Source organism: Vibrio sp. YT-18 (assembly GCF_033337345.1).
Taxonomy (GTDB): domain Bacteria; phylum Pseudomonadota; class Gammaproteobacteria; order Enterobacterales; family Vibrionaceae; genus Vibrio; species Vibrio alginolyticus.
The window spans coordinates 56849-74240 of sequence record NZ_JAWOQO010000019.1; the positions used below are offsets into that span (position 1 = coordinate 56849).

14 protein-coding genes and 1 other RNA gene are annotated in these 17392 nt (G+C 46.7%); all 15 read left to right on the forward strand.

Annotated features, from left to right (window positions below):
- The first annotated feature begins 43 nt into the window (after positions 1-43).
- The 15 genes from rsmI (at position 44) to ftsZ (ending at position 17345) form a co-directional block, all read left to right on the forward strand.
- Positions 44-907, forward strand: coding sequence for a 16S rRNA (cytidine(1402)-2'-O)-methyltransferase (rsmI, locus tag R7M72_RS20270; protein ID WP_005372907.1), 864 nt, complete (start codon positions 44-46; stop codon positions 905-907).
- A gap of 167 nt (positions 908-1074) precedes the next feature.
- Positions 1075-1505: RNase P RNA component class A (gene rnpB / locus R7M72_RS20275), an RNA gene on the forward strand.
- A 175-nt stretch (positions 1506-1680) separates the two neighbouring features.
- Positions 1681-2631, forward strand: coding sequence for a 16S rRNA (cytosine(1402)-N(4))-methyltransferase RsmH (gene rsmH / locus R7M72_RS20280; protein WP_017633610.1), 951 nt, complete (start codon positions 1681-1683; stop codon positions 2629-2631).
- 5 nt (positions 2632-2636) lie between these two features.
- Positions 2637-2954: a cell division protein FtsL gene (ftsL, locus tag R7M72_RS20285; protein ID WP_005372920.1), complete on the forward strand. Its 318-nt coding sequence runs from the start codon at positions 2637-2639 to the stop codon at positions 2952-2954.
- Entirely contained in the window at positions 2951-4744 is a 1794-nt protein-coding gene (locus R7M72_RS20290) for a penicillin-binding transpeptidase domain-containing protein (protein ID WP_315956851.1), read from the forward strand. The genes ftsL and R7M72_RS20290 overlap by 4 nt, the downstream gene beginning before the upstream one ends.
- A 62-nt stretch (positions 4745-4806) precedes the next feature.
- Entirely contained in the window at positions 4807-6288 is a 1482-nt protein-coding gene (gene murE, locus R7M72_RS20295; protein WP_033906090.1) for a UDP-N-acetylmuramoyl-L-alanyl-D-glutamate--2,6-diaminopimelate ligase, read from the forward strand.
- Positions 6285-7649, forward strand: coding sequence for a UDP-N-acetylmuramoyl-tripeptide--D-alanyl-D-alanine ligase (locus R7M72_RS20300; protein WP_005372928.1), 1365 nt, complete (start codon positions 6285-6287; stop codon positions 7647-7649). The genes murE and R7M72_RS20300 overlap by 4 nt, the downstream gene beginning before the upstream one ends.
- Positions 7649-8731 carry a phospho-N-acetylmuramoyl-pentapeptide-transferase gene (mraY, locus tag R7M72_RS20305; protein ID WP_005372931.1) on the forward strand — a complete coding sequence of 361 codons (1083 nt, stop codon included), beginning with the start codon at positions 7649-7651 and terminating at the stop codon, positions 8729-8731. Before R7M72_RS20300 ends, mraY begins: the two co-directional genes overlap by 1 nt.
- 39 nt (positions 8732-8770) lie before the next feature.
- Complete coding sequence (gene murD, locus R7M72_RS20310; RefSeq protein ID WP_213917035.1) at positions 8771-10084, forward strand: UDP-N-acetylmuramoyl-L-alanine--D-glutamate ligase; 1314 nt, start codon at positions 8771-8773, stop codon at positions 10082-10084.
- An 18-nt stretch (positions 10085-10102) separates the two neighbouring features.
- Complete coding sequence (ftsW, locus tag R7M72_RS20315) at positions 10103-11311, forward strand: cell division protein FtsW (RefSeq protein WP_193837548.1); 1209 nt, start codon at positions 10103-10105, stop codon at positions 11309-11311.
- Complete coding sequence (gene murG / locus R7M72_RS20320) at positions 11298-12365, forward strand: undecaprenyldiphospho-muramoylpentapeptide beta-N-acetylglucosaminyltransferase (protein WP_047102003.1); 1068 nt, start codon at positions 11298-11300, stop codon at positions 12363-12365. Before ftsW ends, murG begins: the two co-directional genes overlap by 14 nt.
- 23 nt (positions 12366-12388) lie before the next feature.
- Complete coding sequence (gene murC, locus R7M72_RS20325) at positions 12389-13846, forward strand: UDP-N-acetylmuramate--L-alanine ligase (RefSeq protein ID WP_005387395.1); 1458 nt, start codon at positions 12389-12391, stop codon at positions 13844-13846.
- 192 nt (positions 13847-14038) lie between these two features.
- Entirely contained in the window at positions 14039-14821 is a 783-nt protein-coding gene (locus R7M72_RS20330; RefSeq protein WP_005387393.1) for a cell division protein FtsQ/DivIB, read from the forward strand.
- The gene (ftsA, locus tag R7M72_RS20335) at positions 14814-16076 is read left to right on the forward strand and encodes a cell division protein FtsA (RefSeq protein ID WP_005372946.1); all 1263 of its coding nucleotides are present in this window, start codon (positions 14814-14816) and stop codon (positions 16074-16076) included. The genes R7M72_RS20330 and ftsA overlap by 8 nt, the downstream gene beginning before the upstream one ends.
- A gap of 30 nt (positions 16077-16106) precedes the next feature.
- Positions 16107-17345 carry a cell division protein FtsZ gene (gene ftsZ / locus R7M72_RS20340; RefSeq protein ID WP_017633617.1) on the forward strand — a complete coding sequence of 413 codons (1239 nt, stop codon included), beginning with the start codon at positions 16107-16109 and terminating at the stop codon, positions 17343-17345.
- The last annotated feature ends 47 nt before the right edge of the window (positions 17346-17392 follow it).

Below are 17392 nucleotides of genomic sequence, written 5' to 3' on the forward strand. Positions count from 1 at the left end.
ACAAAATTGTCTCTATATTAATCGTTGAAGTGATGGTAAACAAATGACAGATAAAAATAAGTTGCCGAATGAGGGGCCAACTCTCTATATCGTACCGACTCCAATCGGAAATTTAGCGGATATCACCCAACGTGCTATCGAAATTCTGTCGACTGTGGACATCATTGCCGCTGAGGATACTCGACATACGGGCAAATTACTGTCTCACTTCAATATTCAAACCAAAACTTTTGCTCTACACGACCACAATGAGCAGCAAAAAGCACAAGTTTTGGTAGAAAAGCTGCTTTCCGGTCAGTCTATCGCATTAGTTTCTGACGCTGGTACGCCACTTATCAGCGACCCAGGATACCATTTGGTGACAAAATGTCGTCAAGCGGGCGTTAGAGTTGTGCCTCTTCCAGGTGCTTGTGCGGTCATTACGGCGTTAAGTGCCTCTGGCTTGCCATCGGATCGCTTTAGCTTCGAAGGTTTTTTACCACCGAAAAGCAAAGGTCGTAAGGATAAATTCCTAGAGATTGCTTCGGTAGAGCGTACGTGTATTTTTTACGAGTCACCGCACCGTATTTTAGACTCTCTACAAGACATGTTAGACGTTCTTGGCCCAGATAGAGAAGTTGTGTTGGCAAGAGAGCTAACAAAAACCTTTGAAACCATTCAAGGCATGCCGTTAGGTGAGCTGATTGAATGGGTGAAAAGTGACGATAACCAACAGCGTGGTGAAATGGTATTGTTGGTACATGGCCATCGTGAAACAACAGACGACTCACTACCTGAAGATGCTTTACGCACGTTAGGGATTTTGACCAAAGAGCTGCCTTTGAAAAAAGCAGCTGCTTTGGTGGCAGAAATACATAACTTGAAGAAGAATGCGCTATATAAATGGGGCTTAGAAAACTTAGACTAAGTGCCGCTAGCGAGATAAATGGTCAATGAGGGCTGATGTTTAGGCATCGGCCTTTTTATTATCTATTTTTGGCACGTTGACTAAAAAGTCATCACTTAGTGCATTCATTTCATCATATCTGTGATCTAACTAGACTCTGAAGTGAGAACTCTATACAATCCGCCCTCGGAGCTGACTGGGTAGTCGCTGCTTTGTTGATGTCCTTCGGGAGACTGACGTCGAAGTCCCTTTGGGAGACTGACGTTGACGTCCTTCGGGAGACTGACAAAGGGGAGGAAAGTCCGGGCTTCATAGAGCAAGGTGCCAGGTAACGCCTGGGGGGCGCAAGCCTACGACAAGTGCAGCAGAGAGAAGACCGCCGATGGCCCGTAAGGGTACAGGTAAGGGTGAAAGGGTGCGGTAAGAGCGCACCGGACGACTAGCAATAGTTCGTAGCAGGGTAAACTCCACCTGAAGCAAGACCAAATAGGCCTCCACATTGCGTTGCTCGCGTAAGGAGGCGGGTAGGTTGCTCGAGCCAGTGAGTGATTGCTGGCCTAGACGAATGGCTACCGCCGTGTAAGCGGAACAGAACCCGGCTTATGTGTCGGCTCCACCTATTCGAGACCCATCTCTACTTCGGTAGTGATGGGTTTTTTGCATTTAATTGACGCAAACTATGTCATTACCAATAAACTTGGCGTAAATCACGTCTAACTTTAGACTTGTGGTGGCGATGATGTAGGAAATCAGTACACTAAAGAATCGCTTCAAGATCATTCAACGAGAAAGCTATGACCGAAACCTTCCAACATATTTCCGTGTTATTAAATGAATCCATTGATGGCTTAGCTATCAAACCAGACGGCGTCTATATTGATGGAACATTTGGCCGTGGCGGTCACAGCCGGACAATTCTATCTAAACTCGGTGAAAATGGCCGACTGTACAGTATCGACCGTGACCCTCAAGCGATCGCTGAGGCAGGCAAAATCAATGACCCTCGCTTCACCATTATTCATGGTCCATTTTCTGGTATTGCTGAGTATGCTGAAGAGTATGGGCTAGTTGGAAAAGTGGATGGTGTTCTTCTGGATTTAGGCGTTTCTTCTCCTCAGTTAGACGACGCAGAGCGTGGCTTTAGCTTTATGAAAGATGGTCCGCTAGATATGCGTATGGACCCGACATCAGGTATTCCAGTATCTCAATGGTTGATGGAAGCAGACCTCGATGATATCACTTGGGTCATTCGCGAGTTCGGGGAAGATAAACATGCGCGCCGTATTGCAAAAGCGATTGTTGCCTACCGTGAAGATGAAGAAAATGAGCCAATGGTTCGCACTGGTCAGCTGGCAAAATTGATTTCAGATGCCGCACCGAAAAGTTTTAAAGAGAAAAAACACCCTGCGACTCGTGCTTTCCAGGCTTTTCGTATTTACATCAACAGTGAGTTAGAAGAAATTGATACGGCACTTAAAGGCGCGGCGAGCATTCTTGCTCCTGAAGGCCGTTTATCTGTGATTAGCTTCCACTCTCTGGAAGACCGTATGGTCAAACGTTTTATCCGTAAAGAGAGCAAAGGGCCTGAAGTGCCACACGGTATTCCAATGACGGAAGAGCAAATTCGTGCTCTTGGTAGTGCGAATATGAAAGCGGTGAGCAAAGCGATTAAACCAAGCAAACAAGAAATTGAAATGAACCCTCGTTCGCGCAGCTCTGTGTTAAGAATTGCAGAAAAGCTTTAATTATTATGACGAAATCCACTCCTAATCTTGCTAAGTTGATTGCAACGGATCTCCTCACTGTTGGTCGCTGGCCATTACTGTTGTTGCTATTGATCGTGGCATCGGCAATGGGAGTGGTATTTGCTACCCACCATGCGCGTCAAGCGATCACCGAGAAAGACCATACGTTGGTTGAACGAGAACGATTAGATAGCGAATGGCGTAACTTAATGTTGGAAGAAACTGCCCTCGCGGAACACAGTCGTGTTCAAGACCTTGCCAAAAAAGAACTTGAAATGAAACGACCTGATGGCGATAAAGAAGTGGTTGTCACGCTCAAATGATTAGAAAAAAATCCAACACGAAACAAGCCAATAAGCGTAAACCTGTAGCAAAAGAGAAAGCGGCTACGGGGGATAAGAAAACCGATAACAAAGCAGTGAAAGTGGCGGTCGAAGAATCTTTCTTGATTCGTTGGCGCTTCCATCTATTACTGTTTTTTGTTTTTTGTGCATTTGCCCTTTTGGTGGCACGCGTAGCCTACATCCAAATCATTGAGCCAGATAACCTGATTAAACAAGGTGACCTACGTTCGGTTCGTGTTAAATCCATTCCTTCTGCTCGCGGTATTATTTCGGATCGAAATGGTGAGCCGCTTGCTGTCAGTGTACCGGTTGAGGCGGTTTGGGCAGATCCTGCCACGATATTTAAAGAAAACGCGTTAAGCCAGACCAAAAGTTGGCATGCATTAGCGGATGTTCTTGGTATTGACCGACAAGGGTTAATAGACAAAATCAAGCGCAATGAAAAACGCCGCTTTATCTACTTGCAGCGCCAGGTCAGTCCGGCCATGGCGAACTATATTCGTGAGCTAAAGCTGCCAGGTGTTGGCCTTAAGTCGGAATCTCGTCGTTATTATCCTGCAGGTGAGGTTAGTGCTCACTTAGTCGGTGTAACAGGCATTGACGGGCATGGCCTAGAAGGTGTGGAGCGTAGCTACGATGAATGGCTCACTGGCGCGGCGGGTCAGAAAACTATTCGTAAAGACCGTTATGGTCGTGTTGTGGAAAACATTGCTTGGCAAGACAAGCAAGAAGGTAAATCACTTCAGTTAACCATCGATCAGCGCCTACAGGCGATTGCGTATCGTGCGATTAAGCAAGCCGTTGCGGACCACCGCGCCACTTCAGGTTCCGTTGTCATGTTGGATGTAAAAACGGGCGCCGTATTGGCCATGGTTAATGCTCCTTCTTACAACCCTAACAATCGTAGCGATTGGCAAAGCTATCAAATGCGTAACCGAGTGATCACGGACTCAATGGAGCCCGGTTCGACCATTAAGCCTTTCGTTATTTTAGCCGCCTTAGAAAATGGGATAGCCGATAAAGATACCATCGTAGATACCGGTAATGGTGTCCTACGTTTAGGTGGTAGTCGAGTCAGAGATGTCTCTCGCGTAGGCAAAGCGAGCTTGACCACGATCCTTAAAAAGTCGAGTAATATCGGTGTGACGAAGCTAGCAATGCAAATGCCGGTAGAGGCGCTTCTTGGGCTGTACAGTTCAGTGGGTTTTGGTGAGCTTTCTGGCCTAAACCTAGTTGGGGAAGTGACGGGTATTTTTCCTACACGAACTCGTTGGTCGCCAATTGAGCGCGCCACGATTGCGTTTGGTTATGGTCTATCAATTACACCAATCCAGCTAGCCCATGCTTATGCGACGCTTGGAAACCTTGGCAAATACGAGCCTATTCATATTATCGAAAGCAATGATCATGACATGTCACGTCAAGTGGTGAGTGCGAAGTATGCGCGTCAAGTATTAGACATGTTGGAAACCGTAACTCAAAAAGGGGGCTCGGCTCGCAGAGCGGCAGTTCCTGGTTATCGAGTGGGAGCGAAAACGGGTACATCACGTAAAGCTTCTGCCGGTGGGTACAGCGACGAGTACATCACCTACACGGCTGGGCTTGCTCCGGTTAGCGATCCGCGAATTGCTTTAGTAGTGATCGTAAACGAGCCTCAAGGTGATGACTACTATGGTGGTTCGGTAGCGTCTCCTGTTTTCTCTGAAATCATGAAAGGCGCGCTACAAATACTCAATGTTGCACCTGACGAAAACAAATTCCAACAGTAAGCCCTGTGGTTTACTGAGCAAACAAAATTAAGAAAACCTGAGCCAAAGCTCGGAGAACAAATATGACTAAAGCCATCAGTATGGACGTGCTGCTTTCCCCTTGGGTGGATTGCCCTAGCTTATCGTCCGTTCTTGTTTCTGAATTGGAGCTCGACAGCCGAAGAGTTCAACCTGGAACCACGTTTGTAGCAGTGATTGGCCATGTTGTGGATGGGCGTAAATTCATTGCCTCTGCAATTGAGCAAGGTGCAAATGCAGCCCTGGCGCAAGCCTGCGATGTCAAAACACATGGTACGGTGGAAATCATTGATGATGTTCCCGTCATTTACATCGATAGGTTGGACCAACGTTTATCCGCAATTGCTGGAAAGCTCTATGCTTACCCTAATATGGATTTGATTGGTGTCACCGGCACCAACGGCAAAACCACCATTACCCAGTTAATAGCGCAATGGCTAGAACTGCTTGACCATAAAGCGGCGGTAATGGGAACAACAGGAAATGGCTTCCTCAATAACTTGCAACAAGCTGCGAATACAACGGGGAATGCCGTTGAAATTCAGAAAACGCTCTCCTCTCTCGCAAATCAACAAGCCACATACACCGCGCTAGAAGTATCTTCCCATGGCCTGACGCAAGGTCGTGTCAAAGCACTATCATTTGCGGCGGGCGTGTTTACTAACTTAAGTCGTGACCACTTAGATTATCATGGCACGATGGAAGAGTATGCCAATGCAAAGCTTGGGTTGTTCACGCAACACCAATGTGAACGTGCCATTATCAATGCTGATGATGAAGTAGGTCATCAATGGGCGTCGCAGTTAAGTAATGCGGTCGCTGTTTCGCTCAAGCCGAACACTGAATTTGAAAGCGCAATTTGGGCGACGGAAGTCAGTTACGCGGAGTCAGGGATTACTATTAAGTTCGATGGTAAATTTGGCTCAGGTGAATTGCACGCGCCATTGATTGGTGAGTTTAATGCAACCAACTTAATGCTCGCTTTTGCGACCTTATTAAGCTTAGGTAAAGAGAAACAAGCGTTACTCGAAACTGCAGGTCAACTGCAACCCGTACTCGGCCGAATGGAGTTATTCCAAACTGAGGACCGTGCCAAAGTCGTGGTCGATTATGCTCATACTCCTGATGCTTTAGAAAAAGCGCTGCAAGCTTTACGAGTTCATTGTGAAGGCCAGCTGTGGGCTATTTTTGGCTGCGGTGGCGATCGCGATGCAGGTAAGCGTCCAATGATGGCGGAAATTGCAGAGCGTCTGGGCGACAGAGTGGTGTTGACTGACGATAACCCACGCAGCGAAGATCCGGTTCAGATTGTGAAAGATATGTTAGCTGGGCTGTCAAAACCTGCTGAAGCGATTGTTCAGCATGACCGCTTCAAAGCGCTGTCTTATGCCATTGAAAATGCTTCGCCAAACGACATTATCTTGTTAGCTGGAAAGGGCCATGAAGATTATCAGATTCGTAATGGCGAAACGATTCATTACTCCGACCGCGAGTCCGCAATGCAACTTTTAGGATTGACCTCATGATCAAAGTAACGTTATCTCAAATTGCAGACATCACTCGTGGTGAGCGATTCGGCGACGAGCTACTTATCGACGCGGTTTCTACTGATACACGAACGATTGAGCGTGGGGCTTTATTCGTCGCGTTAGTTGGGGAGCGCTTTGATGCGCACAACTTTTGCCAACAAGCGGTAGATGCAGGTGCCGGTGCTTTACTCGTAGAAAAACGCTTAGATGTGAATGTGCCGCAAATTGTGGTGTCGGATACCAAACTTGCATTGGGTGAGTTTGCTTCTTGGGTGCATCAAGCATGCAAAACACCTACCGTTGCCATCACCGGAAGTTGCGGTAAAACGACCGTAAAAGAAATGGTTGCGAGTATCCTGCAATTGAAAGGCAAAGTGTTATTCACGGCGGGTAACTTCAATAATGATATTGGTGTTCCGTTGACATTATTGCGCTCACAGCAGGATGATGATTATGCCGTGATTGAGCTTGGTGCTAATCATATAGGTGAAATTGCTTACACGACTCAGTTAGTAAAACCAGATATCGCGTTAGTGAACAATGTAGCCGCCGCTCACCTTGAAGGCTTTGGTTCTATCGATGGCGTGAAACAAGCCAAAGGTGAAATCTACCAAGGCCTTTCAGCTGGTGGTATTGCGATTGTTAACCTAGACAGCAATGGTGAAGCCAAGTGGGATGAAGTGTTAGCAGATAAGAAAGTCATTACTTTTTCACAAAGTAATACTGATGCAGACTTCTTCGCTTCTAACATCGTATTGAACGCCGCAGGTGAAGCAAGCTTTGACTTACATATCGCAGCAAGCTCACAAGAAATTGAACTGTCTCTGGGTATTATAGGTCAACACAACGTTGCGAATGCGATCGCTGCTTCTATTATTGCGTTACAAATGGGCGCCACATTAGAAGAGGTTCGCGCTGGCCTTAAACATTTGAACAAAGTGAAAGGTCGCGTCGAGGTTGAAGCGCTGAGCGAAAAGATAAAATTGATTGACGACAGCTACAACGCGAGCGTGCCAGCCATGAAAGCGGCAGTTGATTTATTGGCCGCTTTCCCAGGTCAACGCTGGCTGATTTTAGGTAATATGGCGGAATTGGGCGAGGAAAGTCTTGCACTTCATCGTCAAGTCGGGGAACATGCTGCCCCACAAAAATTTGAACATGTTCTCACATATGGTGCAGACGCCAAGGTGATCAGTGATCTTTGCCAAGGCATTCATTTTGAGACGCACCAAGAGATGATTGAATACATCAAGCAGCATCTAGACCAAGCCGTTCCTGAAAACCATACGATATTGGTGAAAGGAGCGAATGGTGCACGTATGTTTGAAGTCGCTGCTGCTTTGAAGGAGTATTATTAATGATTATTTGGCTTGCCGAGCTGCTACAGCCATACCTGTCTTTTTTCCGATTGTTTGAATACTTGTCTTTTCGAGCAATCCTAAGCGTATTAACCGCTCTAGGTCTGTCATTATGGATGGGACCAATCATGATCAAGCGTTTGCAAATGCTGCAAATTGGTCAGGTAGTGCGTAACGAAGGTCCTGAATCTCACTTTAGTAAGCGTGGTACCCCAACAATGGGCGGTATCATGATCTTAGCGGCCATCTCAATCACGATTTTGCTATGGACAGACTTATCCAACCCTTACGTATGGGCGGTACTGACAGTCTTACTTGGCTACGGTGCGGTCGGATTTGTTGATGATTATCGTAAAGTGGTACGCAAAAATACCGATGGCTTGATCGCGCGTTGGAAGTACTTCTGGCAGTCGTTGATCGCGTTTGTCGTCGCTTTCGCATTGTATGCTTACGGTAAAGACACAGCAGCAACTCAGCTAGTGGTGCCATTCTTTAAAGACATCATGCCGCAGCTTGGTTTGATGTATATCATTCTGACTTACTTTGTCATTGTAGGTACAAGTAACGCGGTTAACCTGACTGATGGTCTAGACGGTTTGGCAATCATGCCAACGGTTCTTGTTGCAGCAGGCTTCGCGGTTATTGCATGGGCGACCGGTAACGTTAACTTCTCTGAATACCTTCATATTCCATACTTACCACATGCTTCTGAGTTGGTTGTCGTATGTACAGCAATCGTCGGTGCAGGCCTTGGTTTCTTGTGGTTTAACACGTATCCAGCACAAGTGTTCATGGGTGATGTCGGCTCACTAGCGCTTGGCGGCGCGTTAGGCACTATTGCTGTTCTCGTTCGTCAAGAGTTGGTGTTGGTGATCATGGGCGGTGTGTTTGTGATGGAAACGCTGTCGGTAATTCTACAGGTGGGTTCATACAAACTGCGTGGTCAGCGCATTTTTCGTATGGCACCGATTCACCACCACTACGAATTGAAAGGTTGGCCAGAACCTCGCGTAATCGTGCGTTTCTGGATTATTTCTATGGTTCTTGTTCTGATTGGTCTTGCGACATTGAAAGTGCGTTAATCGCACTTTCCAAGAACAAGATTTACAGTGTGATCAAATATGGAACGTTGGCAAAACATACATAGTGTTGTCGTCGTAGGGCTCGGTATTACCGGGCTCTCTGTCGTTAAACACCTAAGAAAAAATCAGCCACAGCTTGTGGTCAAAGTCATTGATACTCGCGTAAACCCTCCGGGTGCAGAGCGCTTGCCGGAAGATGTTCAACTGCATAGTGGTGGTTGGAATACAGACTGGCTTTCTGACGCGGATCTTATCGTGACCAACCCTGGTATTGCGCTAGCGACACCAGAGATCCAAGCCGTATTAGCAAAAGGTACGGCAGTAGTAGGTGATATCGAGTTATTCGCTTGGGCGGTGCAGAAACCGGTGATTGCGATTACGGGCTCAAACGGTAAGAGCACAGTAACCGACCTCACAGGTGTGATGGCTGAGGCTGCAGGTTTGGATGTTGGCGTTGGTGGTAACATCGGTGTGCCTGCACTGGATTTGTTAGAACAAGACGCAGACCTATATGTACTCGAACTCTCGAGCTTCCAGTTAGAAACGACGTCAAGCTTAAAGCTCAAAGCCGCTGCGTTTCTGAATCTTTCTGAAGATCATATGGATCGTTATCAAGGCATGTCTGACTATCGACAAGCTAAGTTGCGTATTTTTAACCATGCTGCTCTTGCAGTCGTGAACCGTGATGATCAAGAAACCTTCCCAGACGCAGAGATGCCATTGGTGACATTTGGCAGCGACAATCAGGACTTTGGTCTCGAGGTGGATGGCAACCGTACTTGGCTGCTCGATCACGGTCAACGAGTTGTCGCAAGTGATGAGCTTAAGTTGGTTGGTAAGCACAACTTATCTAACGCTCTGGTTGCTTTAGCGCTATTAAAAGCTGCGGACGTAAACTATCACAAAGCATTGAATGCACTTAAAAATTACACGGGACTGACACACCGATGCCAGGTGGTTGCGGATAATCAAGGCGTCAAATGGGTGAATGACTCTAAAGCAACTAATATTGCCAGCACTATGGCTGCGCTATCTGGTTTGGAATCGACAGGCAAGCTCTACTTACTCGTTGGTGGTGTTGGCAAAGGTGCTGACTTCTCGCCATTAAAACCGATCTTCGCGACGCTTAACTTGCAACTGTGTTGCTTTGGCGCTGATGGCGATGAATTTATGCCACTGCATGAATCTGCAATACGTTTCGACACTATGGAAGATGTGATTCAACAAGTATCTTCGCAGTTAAAACCAGGTGATATGGTGATGCTGTCTCCTGCATGTGCTAGCTTTGATCAATTCGACAACTTTATGGCAAGAGGTGATGCTTTCGCTGCTCTTGCTCAGAAATATGCATAATTAAAGGTTACACACTTCGTGGGTTTAGGTAACGTTAAACGCAGTATTGGCAATTGGCTCAAGCATCCAGCCCCAGAGGCGATGTTTGATCGTCAGTTAGTGTGGATTGCACTGGGTTTGATGTTGACTGGTTTGGTCATGGTAACCTCTGCATCATTTCCAATCAGCTCTCGATTAACGGAACAGCCGTTCCACTTTATGTTTCGTCATGCGACGTTTCTCGTGCTGGCGTTAGGGACCTCCGCTGTTATTTTGCAAGTGCCTTTGCAGGAGTGGTTTAAGAAGAGCCATTACTTACTTTGGGCTTCTTTCGCACTGTTGATCATCGTGCTCTTGGCGGGTAAGTCGGTTAATGGTGCGTCTCGTTGGATTCCCCTTGGGCTGTTTAACCTTCAGCCAGCGGAAGTCGCGAAGCTATCGCTGTTTATCTTCATGTCTGGTTACTTAGTTCGAAAGCAAGACGAAGTACGACAAACGTTCTTTGGTGGCTTTATGAAGCCAATCATGGTGTTTGCCTTCTTCGCAGTATTACTACTTGGTCAGCCAGACTTGGGGACGGTCGTCGTGATGCTGGTCACGCTGTTTGGCATGCTTTTTATCGCAGGTGCAAAACTAACCCAGTTTCTCGCCTTGATGGTGGCAGGTATCGGCGCTGTGGTAGGTTTGATTCTCGTCGAGCCATACCGTATGCGACGAGTAACCTCCTTCCTTGACCCGTGGGAAGACCCATTTGGCAGTGGCTATCAGTTGACTCAGTCTTTGATGGCGTTTGGTCGTGGTGAATGGTTCGGTCAAGGTCTCGGTAACTCAATTCAAAAACTGGAATATCTACCAGAAGCGCATACCGACTTTGTGTTTGCCGTACTTGCTGAAGAGCTTGGTTTCGTAGGCGTAGTGCTGGTCTTAATGCTGATTTTTAGCTTGGTGCTAAAAGCGGTTTACATCGGCAAGCGTGCATTTGAAGAAGGCGAAATGTTCGGAGGTTATCTGGCTTTCGGAATTGGTATTTGGTTTGCGTTTCAAACCTTGGTTAATGTTGGAGCTGCCGCCGGTATTGTTCCAACTAAAGGTTTAACACTTCCACTCATCAGTTATGGCGGTTCTAGTCTAATAATTATGTCCGTCGCAGTGTCCATACTACTGCGTATCGATTACGAATGCCGCTTGAAACGCGAGCAACAACAATCAGAACAACAATCAGAACAACAAGCTAATGAAACAAAATAAACGTTTGATGGTGATGGCTGGTGGTACTGGCGGTCACGTATTCCCAGGTTTGGCGGTAGCAAAACAGCTTCAAGAGCAAGGTTGGGAGATCCGTTGGTTAGGTACGGCGGATCGAATGGAAGCGGATTTGGTGCCAAAACATGGCATTGAAATCGACTTTATCAAAGTGAAAGGGTTACGAGGTCAAGGCGTTAAACGTCTTCTTGCAGCACCATTTCAAATTATCAATGCCATTATGCAGGCTCGTGCTCACATGAAACGCTGGCAGCCAGACGCAGTGCTTGGTATGGGCGGTTATGTTAGCGGCCCGGGCGGTATTGCCGCTTGGATGAGTGGCATTCCTGTTGTTCTGCATGAACAAAATGCAGTAGCAGGTTTAACGAACCAATGGTTATCGAAAATCGCTAAGAAGGTTTTTCAGGCTTTCCCAGGCGCTTTTCCAAATGCCGAAGTGGTTGGGAACCCTGTTCGTGAAGATGTGACTCAATTAGCAGCGCCAATTGAGCGCATGCAAGAGCGCCAAGGTCCAATTCGCATTTTGGTGATGGGTGGCAGCCAAGGCGCACGTATTCTTAACCAAACTCTGCCAGAAGTGATGTCGAAATTGGGCGAAGATTACTATGTTCGTCATCAAGCGGGCAAAGGTGCCGCCGAAGAAGTGAATGCAGCATACCAAGCTAATGGTGTGGTAAATGCAGAAGTAATGGAATTCATTGATGACGTTGCAGAAGCTTACGCATGGGCTGACCTTTTAGTTTGTCGCTCTGGAGCGTTAACCGTTTCTGAAGTCTCGGCGGCAGGTGTAGGCGCTATTTTTGTTCCATTCATGCACAAAGACCGCCAGCAAGCACTTAATGCAGACCACTTGGTGGATTGCGGCGCGGCGAAAATGATTGAACAACCAGATTTAACCGTTGAGTCTCTGACTCAGCAGATCCAACAATTGGATCGCCAAGCTTTACTTACAATGGCTGAGCAAGCGCGTGGCGCTGCAAAATTGAATGCTGACCGAGTTGTCGCACAAGCCATTGTCGCTTTGACCGAAAAGCGTTAACCGAATTATTGAGAATAGAATTGATGACAATCCAACATACACAAGACTTAGCTCAGATTCGCGCAATGGTGCCAGAGATGCGCCGCGTGAAATCCATCCACTTCATCGGTATTGGTGGTGCGGGCATGAGCGGCATTGCAGAAGTGCTGTTGAACGAAGGCTACCAAATCACAGGTTCTGATCTATCAGAGAACGCTGTGACAGAGCGTTTGGTATCAAAAGGTGCGACGGTATTTATTGGTCATCAAGCCAGTAATGTAGAAAAAGCCAGTGTGGTTGTTGTGTCAACGGCGATCAACGAAGAAAACCCAGAAGTGATGGCGGCACGTGAATTACGCATCCCTATTGTACGCCGCGCAGAGATGTTGGCTGAATTGATGCGATTCCGTCACGGTATTGCCGTTGCGGGTACACACGGTAAAACCACGACGACCGCTCTTGTTACTCAAATCTATTCTGAAGCCGGTCTTGATCCAACGTTTGTGAATGGCGGTTTGGTGAAAAGCGCAGGTACAAATGCGCGTCTAGGCTCGAGTCGTATTCTAATTGCAGAGGCAGATGAAAGTGACGCGTCATTCCTGCACTTGCAACCAATGGTGAGCATTGTTACCAATATCGAAGCCGATCATATGGATACCTATGGTGGTGACTTTGAAACCTTAAAGCAAACCTTCATCGATTTCCTTCATAATCTACCGTTTTACGGCCAAGCAATTGTTTGCATTGACGATCCTGTGGTTCGAGAGTTAATCCCACGTATTAGTCGTCAAGTGATAACTTACGGTTTTTCTGAAGATGCCGACGTACGTATTGAAGATTATCGTCAAGAGGGGCAGCAAGGCAAATTTACGGTAGTACGTAAAGGGCGAGCTAACTTAGATATCACGCTGAATATTCCAGGTCGTCACAATGCATTGAATGCGTCTGCTGCGATTGCGGTTGCTACTGAAGATGACATTGAAGACGATGCGATCCTAAAGGCAATGGCTGGTACGCAAGGTACGGGAAGACGTTTTGATCACCTTGGCGAGTTTGATACTGGCAACGGCCATGCAATGCTTGTTGATGATTACGGCCATCATCCCACAGAAGTGGATGTAACCATTAATGCAGCACGCAGTGGTTGGCAAGACAAGCGTTTGGTGATGATTTTCCAACCGCACCGTTATAGCCGTACTCGTGATTTATACGATGATTTCGCGAATGTGCTTGAACAGGTAGATGTATTGATCATGCTGGATGTTTACGCAGCGGGTGAAAAGCCGATTGCAGGGGCTGATGGGCGCGCTTTATGTCGCACAATTCGCAGCCGAGGCAAGGTAGATCCGATTTTTGTTCCAGAAATCGAGCAATTACCTTCAGTTTTAGCTAACGTTATACAAGACGGCGACCTAATCTTAACGCAAGGTGCGGGTGATATTGGTAAAGTGGCGAAACAGCTGGCAGGTCTTAAATTGAATATAAACAAGATGCTTGGCTGACACATATTGTTGACGCGAAGGACAGATAAAGACTCAGATCTCGATTTTGCGTCAATATCATTGTGATTTATTGCTATCAGTGTTTGATAGTTTACAAGAGCTCAGTATAATCCCAAGGTTAAAGTCAAGACTTTTACCTCTGCGTAATTATATGGGTAAAAAGTACACGACAAAAGTCAGGAAACGAAGACGTTGTTGAATATTGCACTGAATGACGAGCGACCAAACACGGGTAACAACCGTGGTCGCCAAGAAAAAATCTTGGGTGCGTTATTTTTCGTTGTGGTTGTGACTTTAATTAGTTCTGTTTTGTACGCGGCGATCAGTTGGATGTGGGATGACCAAAGGTTACCTCTCTCCAAAATAGTACTTCAGGGGAAACTGGAGTATGTCCAAGCTGACGATGTGCAGGCTGCATTTAGTCGAATTGATCACATCGGTACATTTATGTCTCAGGATATTGATGTATTACAGCAAAGTGTCGAAGCTCTGCCATGGGTAGCGCATGCCGCAATCCGAAAGCAGTGGCCGGATACAGTAAAAGTTTTTTTGACGGAGCATCAACCAGAAGCCATTTGGAATGGCAACGAACTGTTAGATAAAAACGGGTTCGTTTTTGATGGAGATGTTGCTCTGTTGCAAGAAGAAAAAGTGAAGCTGTACGGACCCAAAGATAGCGGACCGGAAGTCTTACAGACTTACCGTGATTTGAGTCCTAAGTTTCAGCAATTGGGTTTAGCGATATCGTCTCTGGTATTAAACGAGCGACGAGCTTGGCAAATCATCCTTGATAACGGTATTCGATTAGAGCTCGGTAAAGAGTCTCTTCTTGAGCGTATAGAGCGCTTTTTTAAGCTCTATAATAAGCTTGGCAGTGACACGCAAAGAATCAGTTATATCGATCTTAGGTACGATACAGGAGCCGCAGTTGGTTGGTTTCCTGAACAAGAGTTAGAAGAGAGTACAGATGACTAAGGCCGCTGATGACAACATTATTGTTGGTCTTGATATAGGCACTGCAACCGTATCGGCTCTAGTGGGTGAGGTTTTACCAGACGGTCAAATTAATATTATTGGCGCAGGTAGTAGCCCCTCACGCGGCATGGATAAAGGTGGCGTGAATGATTTGGAGTCGGTTGTAAAATCAGTACAACGTGCAATTGATCAAGCTGAATTAATGGCAGAGTGCCAGATCAGCCGAGTCTTCATTTCGTTGTCTGGTAAGCATATCGCAAGCCGAATTGAAAAAGGTATGGGCACGATTTCTGATGAAGAGGTGTCTCAAGAAGACATGGATCGCGCTATCCATACCGCAAAATCGATTAAAATCGGTGATGAACAGCGAATTCTTCATGTGATCCCGCAAGAGTTCACCATTGATTACCAAGAAGGAATCAAAAATCCGCTTGGTTTATCTGGGGTAAGAATGGAAGTGAGTGTCCACCTTATCTCATGCCATAATGACATGGCACGCAACATTATTAAGGCGGTAGAACGCTGCGGCCTTAAAGTAGAACAACTCGTATTTTCTGGGCTTGCTGCTAGTAATGCAGTAATCACTGAGGATGAAAGAGAGCTTGGAGTTTGTGTGGTTGATATTGGCGCCGGCACGATGGATGTGGCCATCTGGACTGGCGGTGCGTTACGTCACACAGAAGTATTTTCGTACGCAGGAAATGCTGTAACCAGTGATATTGCTTTTGCTTTTGGCACGCCAGTGAGCGATGCTGAAGAAATAAAAGTCAAATATGGCTGTGCTTTGAGTGAACTGGTCAGTAAGGATGACACGGTTAATGTACCAAGCGTAGGTGGACGACCATCACGTAGCCTGCAACGTCAAACGTTGTCAGAAGTGATTGAGCCACGCTACTCTGAGCTTATGGGACTGGTTAACCAAACTATCGACTCTGTACAAGCAAAATTGCGCGAAGAGGGTATCAAGCACCATCTGGCTGCGGGAGTTGTACTCACCGGCGGTGCTGCGCAAATGGACGGAGTGGTAGAATGTGCGGAACGCGTATTCCGCAATCAAGTAAGGGTCGGCAAACCGCTCGAAGTCAGCGGATTAACTGACTATGTAAAAGAGCCGTACCATTCTACGGCAGTTGGATTACTTCATTACGCAAGAGACATGCAGTCTAGCGACGATAGCGATTATAATGAACCTAAACGCTCATCTGTAACTGGCTTTTTCGATAAATTGCGTAACTGGATACAAAAAGAGTTTTAACCTGAGTTGCAGGATAAACGGAGACAACACATGTTTGAACCGATGATGGAAATGTCTGACGATGCAGTAATCAAGGTCGTTGGGGTTGGTGGCGGCGGTGGTAACGCCGTTGAACACATGGTGCGTGAATCCATCGAAGGTGTGGAATTCATCAGCGTCAACACTGATGCGCAAGCACTTCGTAAGACAAGCGTTGGCAATGTTATTCAGATCGGTGGTGATATCACTAAAGGTCTGGGTGCAGGTGCTAATCCACAGGTTGGCCGTGACGCAGCTCTCGAAGACAGAGATCGAATTAAAGATTCCCTGACTGGCGCCGATATGGTGTTTATCGCAGCTGGTATGGGTGGCGGTACCGGTACTGGTGCAGCGCCTGTTATTGCTGAAGTGGCTAAAGAGCTTGGCATTCTAACAGTAGCGGTAGTAACTAAACCGTTTAGTTTTGAAGGTAAAAAGCGTTTGGCATTTGCTGAGCAAGGTATCGATGAGCTCTCTAAGCATGTTGACTCTTTGATCACGATTCCAAACGAAAAGCTACTTAAAGTACTTGGTCGTGGTGTAACACTACTAGAAGCTTTTGCAAGCGCTAACGATGTTCTTAAGAATGCCGTTCAAGGTATTGCTGAGCTAATTACTCGCCCTGGCATGATCAACGTCGACTTTGCGGACGTAAGAACTGTAATGTCTGAAATGGGTCACGCAATGATGGGTAGCGGCATCGCCAAAGGTGAAGACCGTGCTGAAGAAGCGGCTGAAATGGCAATTTCTAGCCCACTTCTGGAAGACATCGATCTAGCGGGCGCTCGTGGTGTTCTTGTCAATATTACTGCTGGTCTGGATATGCGTCTTGACGAGTTTGAGACGGTTGGTAATACAGTGAAGGCATTCGCTTCTGACAATGCGACTGTTGTTATCGGTACTTCTCTAGACCCTGATATGACTGACGAAATCCGCGTAACAGTTGTAGCGACAGGTATTGGTAATGAGAAAAAGCCAGATATCACGCTAGTTGCGGGTGGTAAAGCGAAAGTGGCACCGACGCCGCAAGCTCAACCACAGCAACAAGCAGCGGCAACGCAAGCTGAAGAAAAACCGGCACAGACCTTGCAAAATAATCAAGTGCAAGAGAAGCCACAGGTAACTCCTCAGCCGACAAACACTGCTCCTTCTTCTCCAGCTTCGTCGAGCCAAAGTTCTGCGGCTCCAAAGCAAGAAAAGGAAAGTGGTTATTTAGATATACCGGCATTTTTGCGTCGTCAGGCTGATTAATCTTTAACCCATAAATTTGACATGGCTCAAAATTATGGTAGCATTCA

Bases quoted from the DNA above. Each gene is read 5' to 3' on its own strand.
- murD (WP_213917035.1), top strand. From the start codon at position 8,771: ATGGAACGTTGGCAAAACATACATAGTGTTGTCGTCGTAGGGCTCGGT.
- mraY (WP_005372931.1), top strand. From the start codon at position 7,649: ATGATTATTTGGCTTGCCGAGCTGCTACAGCCATACCTGTCTTTTTTC.
- R7M72_RS20290 (WP_315956851.1), top strand. From the start codon at position 2,951: ATGATTAGAAAAAAATCCAACACGAAACAAGCCAATAAGCGTAAACCT.
- rsmI (WP_005372907.1), top strand. From the start codon at position 44: ATGACAGATAAAAATAAGTTGCCGAATGAGGGGCCAACTCTCTATATC.
- ftsA (WP_005372946.1), top strand. From the start codon at position 14,814: ATGACTAAGGCCGCTGATGACAACATTATTGTTGGTCTTGATATAGGC.
- R7M72_RS20300 (WP_005372928.1), top strand. From the start codon at position 6,285: ATGATCAAAGTAACGTTATCTCAAATTGCAGACATCACTCGTGGTGAG.
- murC (WP_005387395.1), top strand. From the start codon at position 12,389: ATGACAATCCAACATACACAAGACTTAGCTCAGATTCGCGCAATGGTG.
- murE (WP_033906090.1), top strand. From the start codon at position 4,807: ATGACTAAAGCCATCAGTATGGACGTGCTGCTTTCCCCTTGGGTGGAT.
- ftsL (WP_005372920.1), top strand. From the start codon at position 2,637: ATGACGAAATCCACTCCTAATCTTGCTAAGTTGATTGCAACGGATCTC.
- ftsZ (WP_017633617.1), top strand. From the start codon at position 16,107: ATGTTTGAACCGATGATGGAAATGTCTGACGATGCAGTAATCAAGGTC.
- murG (WP_047102003.1), top strand. From the start codon at position 11,298: ATGAAACAAAATAAACGTTTGATGGTGATGGCTGGTGGTACTGGCGGT.
- rsmH (WP_017633610.1), top strand. From the start codon at position 1,681: ATGACCGAAACCTTCCAACATATTTCCGTGTTATTAAATGAATCCATT.